The sequence below is a fragment of the Amycolatopsis sp. NPDC049253 genome (genome assembly GCF_040678995.1).
Lineage (GTDB): Bacteria > Actinomycetota > Actinomycetes > Mycobacteriales > Pseudonocardiaceae > Amycolatopsis.
This window is the reverse complement of sequence record NZ_JBFAQX010000014.1, coordinates 204,361-211,358: the sequence shown is the minus strand read 5'-3', so window position 1 is coordinate 211,358 and position 6,998 is coordinate 204,361. Positions and strand designations below refer to the sequence as shown.

Below are 6,998 nucleotides of genomic sequence, written 5' to 3'. Positions count from 1 at the left end.
ACCGCACCCCGGTCGAGGCCTACCGTGATCACCTCACCGCGAGCGCGGCCTGAGGCAACCCACCGAGGACCGTCCAAGAACCTTGACACACCCCAGCGTCGCCAACACGCTCCTTCGGGTACGCGTCGGCCATCGGCTTGACGATTCCTCGCGCCACGAAGTCGAGGGCCTCGACGAGGTACTCCGTGCCGTTGTGCGCGGAGCCGATGATCTGGTAGCTCTGGAACGTCACCGGTCCGGCCGGCAGTGCCACCTCGTCGGTGGCGATGCCGATCATGGCCACCTTGCCCCAAGGTTTGAGGCCGGTCATAGCGTCCACAACGGCCGCATGCGAACTGCTGGTGTGCATGAGCACGTCGGCCCCGCCCGCATCCTTCAAGGCCGCGCCGTCATCGACGACGTCGTCCGCGCCGAATTCCCGCGCGAGCTCCTGCTTGACAGGCGTGCGGGTCACCGCCGTGACGTGGTAGCCGACGGCCTTCGCGTACTGAATCGCGAGGTGGCCGAGGCCGCCGATACCCACGACAGCGATCTTGGCGCCGGGCTTCGCGTCAGCCCTTCGCAGCCCGGACCACTCGGTGTAGCCGGCGCACATCGTCGGAGCTGCGTCCTCGTACGAGATTCCATCGGGCAGCAGTACGGTTCCGTTGGCGTCGGCGGCGATGAACTCGGCGAAACCGCCGTCCACGTTGACGCCGGTCAGCGTCGGATTGGCACAATTCACCGCGCTGACGAAGCTGATGGGGTCTCCCTCAAGGCAGAAATCGCACACACCGCACGTCTTCTTGGTGCATCGGGATTCCGACGCGGTCGCCGACCTTGCGGCTGGTGACGCTTGACCCCACGCCGACGACTTCACCGACGCTCTCATGGCCCAGGATCAGCGGAAACTCCTTGAACGACAGCGTGCCGTTGGAAATCCAGACGTCGGCGCCACAGATCCCGGACGCGTGGATCTGTACGAGCACATCGTTCGGTCCGGCCTCGGGAACGGGGCGATCTTCAAGTACCCACGGGCCGTTGACCTGGGAGATGACGGCTGTCTTCATCTGAGTCATGCCCGCTCCTCCTGGCAGATTCTTGTCGACGCGACGCGACGCGACGCGACACGACACGACACGGGCGTCAGCGAGGCGAACTGAGCAGCTGCCAGGTCTTGGCCTGGGAAAACTTTTCACCTGTACGTCCTCCTCTCGCAGCGCGCGCACCGGCCAGGGGCCAGGCGCCGCTCGCCCAGCCGGCGGATCGCCTCAGGGGTCTGGTCCTACACGGCGATCACGTCGCATATCCCCATCAGCGGTCGTGCCGTCACGGGACTCTCGCAACGACGGCGCCAACGGCAGTGACAGTCCGACGCAGCTCCCCAGTTTCATCACGGCACGCCAGCACGACCTCGACCGGCTGCTCCGGACTCCCGGTGACGCCGACCATCAGCGCATCCACGACCGTCGTCTGGCGGATCTTGACCCATGGGCCGGTACGGCCCGGGCGATACGGCGTCGACGAGCTTGCAACGATGCCCTCGATGCCCACGGCGCTGACCTCCGGCGGCATCCACGCCATCGCGGCAACCCGGTCCGTTGTGCTCGGCGCCAACTTCAGCGGCGGTGCCGCCGCCACGAAGAGCTGCTCAAGCCGGGCCCGCCGGAGCTGATACGGCACTGCCCGCAAGTCGTCGGCGCCATAAGCCAGCACATCGAACACGACGAAGTAGATGGTGACCTTGCCGCGGCGCGAGCCTGCGGCTCCGAGGGCAACGCTTCGTCGATCAAGCCGCGTGGGGAGGTGCGGTGTCGTGAGTGGTGACCATCTGGACTCCAGTACGAGAAAATCAGCCGATCATTATCCGCCGTGAACAGCGGAGCCCGGGCGAGTGCGAAGGTGTCGGGAATTTTCTCCGCGTGAGACAGGAATCGCGGCGGCTCGATCGGATCGTAGCCTTCGTGACGCTGCGCAGCAACGTCGAAGAGGACTCGGACCATCAGCGGATGGTCCGCCCGCTGCTCCCGGAGGGCGTGCAGTAGCGTTTGCTGCGGAAGATCTGTCATCGGCGAGGACTTGCCAAGCTTGCGGTTGAATCTCGTGCCGATGCTGGCCAGAGTGGAATCAAGAGCGAGCGTGGTCCCCGCCCAAGTCCATTCCTGGCAACACTATTACGATAGGTTTCAGAAGGTCATGAACTCTGACAACGATTTCCGCTCGGCCGCGGCCGAGCTTGCCCGCGCCGTGCGCGGGCAGGTCTTGTTGCCTGAAGACTCGGGCTACGACGCCGAGTGGAGTGGCTACAATATAGCCGTGGTTCAGTCGCCCGCGATCATCGTCAGTGCGACTTCGTCGGCGGACGTGCGGGAAGCAGTGCTTTTCGGCGTACGTCAGAACCTGCCGGTCGCGGTGCAGGCGACAGGGCATGCACCGCAGCCCTCGGACGGCGCGGTCCTGGTCACCACACGGCAGATGAATGGAGTCGAGATCGATGCGAGCGCACGGACCGCACGCGTCGAAGCCGGCACGGTATGGCGGCAAGTCGTTGAGGCAGCGGTGAAGTACGGCCTCGCGCCACTGAACGGCGCTGCTCCGTCGGTCGGTGCGGTGTCGTACACCCTTGGCGGTGGCGTCGGCCCGCTCGCCCGCTCGTTCGGATATGCCGCCGACCACGTCCGGTCGCTGACCATCGTGACTGCGGACGGAGTCGAGCGACTGGCCAGTCCCGAGGAGAACCAGGACCTCTTCTGGGCGGTTCGAGGCGGTAAGAACAATTTCGGTATCGTCACGTCCATTGTGGTCGATCTGTTCCCGGTTTCGGCTCTCTATGGTGGTGGGCTGTATTTTCTCGGCTCGGCGGCGCGTGAGGTGCTGCGTGCATACAGCGCGTGGACCGAGACCGTGCCCGACGAGATGACCTCCTCGGTCGCCCTGCTCCGGCTTCCGCCTGACCCGACGCTCCCGGATCCGTTGCGCGGCAAATACGTGACCCACGTTCGTATCGCCTACAACGGACCAGAGACCGAAGGTGAGCGGCTCGTGGCGCCCCTGCGTTCGATCGCACCGTTGCTCATCGCCTCCGTCGGTGTCCTCCCGTACTCGCAGGTCGGCACAATACACAATGACCCTCCGGGACCGATCCCCTTCATCGACACCACGGCTTTGCTGAGCGAATTCTCCGCAGGGACCGCGGACGCCATCGCCGACCTGGAGCCCTCGGCGACGCTCGTCGAGATCAGGCACCTCGGTGGCGCACTGTCCCGCGAACCCAAGCACGCCAACGCTGTCGGCAACAGGGACGCGGCTTTCCTCGTCTACGCGGTGTCGATCGTCCCGCCGCAGCTGTTGGCCGGCGCCGCTGAGGATCACGCCCAGCTGCACAAGGCCATCCAGCCGTGGAAGACCCAAGGTGTTGCCTATAACTTCGCCAGCGATCCCACGCTCACCCAAAATGCCTTCAGCACTGAGACATACGCCAGACTTGCGGAAGTCAAGGCCCAGCGGGACCCGGCGAACCTCTTCCGTGTCAACCTGAACATCCCGCCCACTGTGCGCTGAGCAGGAGTGCGGGTGACGGGGTCGAGAGTTCAGGTCCTGTCGTCCCGACGGCGAGAACGAGCCCGTTGGCTCTGGATAATCACCAGGTCAACGGGCTTTTTCGGATGCCGGGTTTCCTCGTGATGTCGCGCAGTTCGCCTGATCGCCGCATGTCTGCCATTCTCACTGATCAGGACCACTGTGGCGAGCGGCGGATCTCCGCAGCAAGAAGCCGGATCGTCAAGCAAACAACGATCCGATTCGGACCGGCACGCAGGGTCCTCCGGATCCGTGCGGCGGTGTGGCCCACCTATTCACCCGACCCGAGATTAAGAGCTTGTCTCATTTGGGTCGCGGTCCTCGGCGACACAGCTGAGGACTTCGCGCTGGCCAACTTGCTGCACCTGACATACGGGCGGTGCGTTTGGTTACCTCCGTTCCTCGGTACACGTGACGAAGAACTGGGCGATCCACTCAGCGCCGGCCTGCACGACCTGGCCACAAGGACCACGGGACGGCCGCGCGGTCTGACCCTGACATCGATGTCCCTCCCACGCCAGGACCTCGATCATTTCCAGGAGCGGCTCCTTTCGGCGCAGCGTGCACTTGGTTTCAATCGCGCCCCCGCCGAAACCTGGTCGGTGCCAGCCGCCGAACTGACTTGGCCGCGCACGAACACGACGCAGCTAGCGGTCAGCGAGCAGTTCGACGACATGCTGACCGTGCCCACCATCGGCGACGAAACCGGTACACGCGAGATGGTGACGCCCCTCCCGCCGCCGGCCATCGATGATCCGGCGCTGGCCGCGCATTCCGAGTTGAGCTGGCACGTCGACGTCACCTGGACTCCCAGCAACTCCGTGCTCGGACGAGGTGTTCTCGGGAATGAGCTGTTCGCGTCGGCGACAAGCCTCTCGCTTACCCTGGCACGTAACACCCGCAGTGGCATCTCCCACCAGTCGGGACGGCAGGATTTCGTGGCAAGCGGCATCCAGGCCATAAATCGAATAGCGCGGCCTGCCCTGCGCGACTTGAGCTTGACTGGATTCGTCGCCGCCAAGGCCGCGGAACACGGCGTGACGATGCGCATCAGCGACGCCGGACAGCGCACCGCCCAGCTCGCCCGAATGCTCGGCGGCCGCGCCTCGTTCACGGAGCTGTTCGGCGGCTCGCTACTGCCGGCGTTGCACTCCCTCTTGCCGACCAGCACATCCAACGACACGGCGTACCCCGACCACGACGGTGTCGTTCTCCGCGCTCGTGAGGGAGTCCTCAGCTTCCCCGGCATTTGCGCGCGCGCACTCGGCATGGACCCACCAGAGGTTCGTCACCAGATCGACAGCGCCCTGCGCGCTGGCGTCCTTCGTCGCGGGCTTGTGTTGCGATGCCAGACGTGCCAAAGCAAGCAGTTCCAGACATCGATAAACTTGGTCAACGCTGGAACTGCGAGCTCTGCGACGCCGCGAACGACCTCGATCACACGGCGTGGCACAAATCGACTGACGAACCGACTTGGTTTTACAGGCTGCACCCAGTCGCGCAGCACCTCCTGAGAGAGCACGGGGATGTCCCAGCGCTACTCGCAGCTCATCTGTCCCGCTCGGACTCGCGGCGGCCCGGCCTGTACCAGGACATGACAGAAATTGAGTTCCTGAAGGACGGCGAGCGTCAGGTCGAAGCAGACCTGATCGCCTACTGCGAAGACTGTCATCGTCGCCGAATGCAAGAGCGGTGACGATCTCGCAAACACTAGATCTGGCCGACAGCGGGAAATCCAAAAGAAGGTCCAAGTAGCGGCCTGGCTGCAGGCGGATCAGCTGATTTTCGCGACCACCGTCCCAGCGTGGAAGCCGGCCGTGGAAGGCGCCATTCGCGACGTAGTCCAGTCTTTTACGCAGTGGCTCGCTTCCGGCCCACCCTCAGTTTTGCTCGTCACCGGGCTGGGTGGACCGGATATCGTGACGAGGACGCTGTCGATCCATTGAACCGGCGAGCGCGGTGGTGTGGTGCGGTGGTCGCCGCGCTGGTGACGGCGGGCTGTGGTGGGGTTGCGCCCACGTCACCGGTCCCGAGCTCGGCGCCACGGCCGACCATGCCGGTGACCCCGGTCAGCAGCCCGTCCCCGCTGACGCTGCCACCCGCACCGGACGGCACCGACCTCTACGCCTGCTTCGACGGCAACTGCGAGGTGGAGGTTCAGACCGGCCAGTTGCTGACGCTGCTGCCGGGGGGCCTCGCCGCGCCGACCATCGCCGTGGTGTCCTCCGAGGCGATCTCTGACGGCGTCGTCCAGTTGCAGATCAACGCGGTCAGCGGGTTCACCGACTGCCACCTCATGGCCACGGGCGGAACCCCGCCATGCCAAGCCACCCTGTGCGCCTTCAGGGTGCCGGCGGCCCGGGTTCGGTGGCGACGGCCAACGACTTTCCATCCGCATCGAGGCCGTCGGCACCGACCGCGCGGTCATCAAGCTCTGCTTGCCGTGAAACCTGCCGACGCGCGGGTGGCTCGAATCCGGTCGTCAGCGTGTGGTGCGATCCGGTTGTATGGAGGCATGATGCGATTCCGGTTCGAGCTGGTGCCGGTCGACGAGGTCGGTCCGTGGGGGTCGGGTGGAAGCCCGCGCCTGCACTGGTTCGCGCTCACCGAGGGCTGGTTCTGCCTGGATGTGGGTGGAATCGAGTTGCTGCGATATAGCGAGCGGACCGTGGCCTTGTTCCCACTCGAGGGCAGCCGAGCGGCGCCGCCGTGGGTGGACTATTACGTGGTCCGGCTGTGGGAGGACGTGCTGCAGGCGTTGCCGTACATTCTCGAACCCGTGCCGGACGATTTGGCGGACTTTGTGGCGGCCGGATCCTCAGAATGGGTTGACACCGACGACCCGGAGATCCTGCACAACACGCTGATCGACGCAGCCTACGATGCCTGCGGTCAGCGGTGCGTCGACACCGGGTATCTGCGCTTCGGGCCCGTGTTGCGGTGGTGGCGCACCGTCGATCCCGTGGACATTGTCACCGTGGATTGGCAGTTCGCTGCTGATCCTGACGGCGAAATCGCGTTCACCGCACCGCTGTCGGGACGGGCGTCGGTCAGCACGGATGAGTTCATCTCCGCTGTCACTGATTTCGATCATCGACTGTTCGAGGCCATGCAGCAGCGGGTGGACCGGCTGGCTGCGACCGGCGCTCCCACGGGGATCGAACTCGATATCCGTCGCCTGATCCAGGAGCAGGCGGAGCGGCGGACCTGGTTGCCGCGGGCGTTGGAGCGGCAGGTGAGCACCGACTGGGATGTGGTGCGGGCAGGTGTGCCGATCCTGGCTCCGCACCGGGTGTGAGCCGGCAACCTCGCCTCGACATCGAATACCAGATTGCGACCAACCTGTATCGGCGGCGTAAGTGGCATACGCACGCATCTGCCGCCGAGCGTGACGAGGCAGGAACCTCGACACCTCCCGTCGAGGCGTGAGTTCCCCGGAC

At 65.2% G+C, this 6,998-nt stretch carries 7 protein-coding genes; 4 read left to right on the top strand and 3 right to left on the bottom strand.

The window, feature by feature from the left end; translation table 11 throughout:
* Window positions 1–28 precede the first annotated feature (28 nt).
* From AB0K15_RS28980 to AB0K15_RS28970, 3 genes are all read right to left on the bottom strand, one after another.
* The gene (locus AB0K15_RS28980; protein ID WP_364057119.1) at window positions 29–772 is read right to left on the bottom strand and encodes a zinc-binding dehydrogenase; all 744 of its coding nucleotides are present in this window, start codon (window positions 770–772) and stop codon (window positions 29–31) included.
* Window positions 753–1,058: an alcohol dehydrogenase catalytic domain-containing protein gene (locus tag AB0K15_RS28975; RefSeq protein ID WP_364057116.1), complete on the bottom strand. Its 306-nt coding sequence runs from the start codon at window positions 1,056–1,058 to the stop codon at window positions 753–755. Before AB0K15_RS28975 ends, AB0K15_RS28980 begins: the two co-directional genes overlap by 20 nt.
* Before the next feature lie 250 nt (window positions 1,059–1,308).
* Window positions 1,309–1,821: a hypothetical protein gene (locus tag AB0K15_RS28970; protein WP_364057150.1), complete on the bottom strand. Its 513-nt coding sequence runs from the start codon at window positions 1,819–1,821 to the stop codon at window positions 1,309–1,311.
* Between AB0K15_RS28970 and AB0K15_RS28965 the strand changes: the two genes are divergently transcribed.
* The 4 genes from AB0K15_RS28965 to AB0K15_RS28950 all read left to right on the top strand — a co-directional run bounded on the left by AB0K15_RS28965 (window position 1,800) and on the right by AB0K15_RS28950 (window position 6,856).
* Window positions 1,800–2,024: a hypothetical protein gene (locus tag AB0K15_RS28965; protein WP_364057113.1), complete on the top strand. Its 225-nt coding sequence runs from the start codon at window positions 1,800–1,802 to the stop codon at window positions 2,022–2,024. The genes AB0K15_RS28970 and AB0K15_RS28965 overlap by 22 nt on opposite strands.
* A 151-nt stretch (window positions 2,025–2,175) precedes the next feature.
* The gene (locus tag AB0K15_RS28960; RefSeq protein WP_364057110.1) at window positions 2,176–3,540 is read left to right on the top strand and encodes an FAD-binding oxidoreductase; all 1,365 of its coding nucleotides are present in this window, start codon (window positions 2,176–2,178) and stop codon (window positions 3,538–3,540) included.
* Between the two features lie 65 nt (window positions 3,541–3,605).
* Window positions 3,606–5,072 carry a hypothetical protein gene (locus AB0K15_RS28955; protein ID WP_364057107.1) on the top strand — a complete coding sequence of 489 codons (1,467 nt, stop codon included), beginning with the start codon at window positions 3,606–3,608 and terminating at the stop codon, window positions 5,070–5,072.
* Between the two features lie 458 nt (window positions 5,073–5,530).
* Entirely contained in the window at window positions 5,531–6,856 is a 1,326-nt protein-coding gene (locus AB0K15_RS28950; protein ID WP_364057104.1) for a DUF5984 family protein, read from the top strand.
* The last annotated feature ends 142 nt before the right edge of the window (window positions 6,857–6,998 follow it).

Bases quoted from the DNA above. Each gene is read 5' to 3' on its own strand.
- AB0K15_RS28960 (WP_364057110.1), top strand. From the start codon at position 2,176: ATGAACTCTGACAACGATTTCCGCTCGGCCGCGGCCGAGCTTGCCCGC.
- AB0K15_RS28975 (WP_364057116.1), bottom strand. From the start codon at position 1,058: ATGACTCAGATGAAGACAGCCGTCATCTCCCAGGTCAACGGCCCGTGG.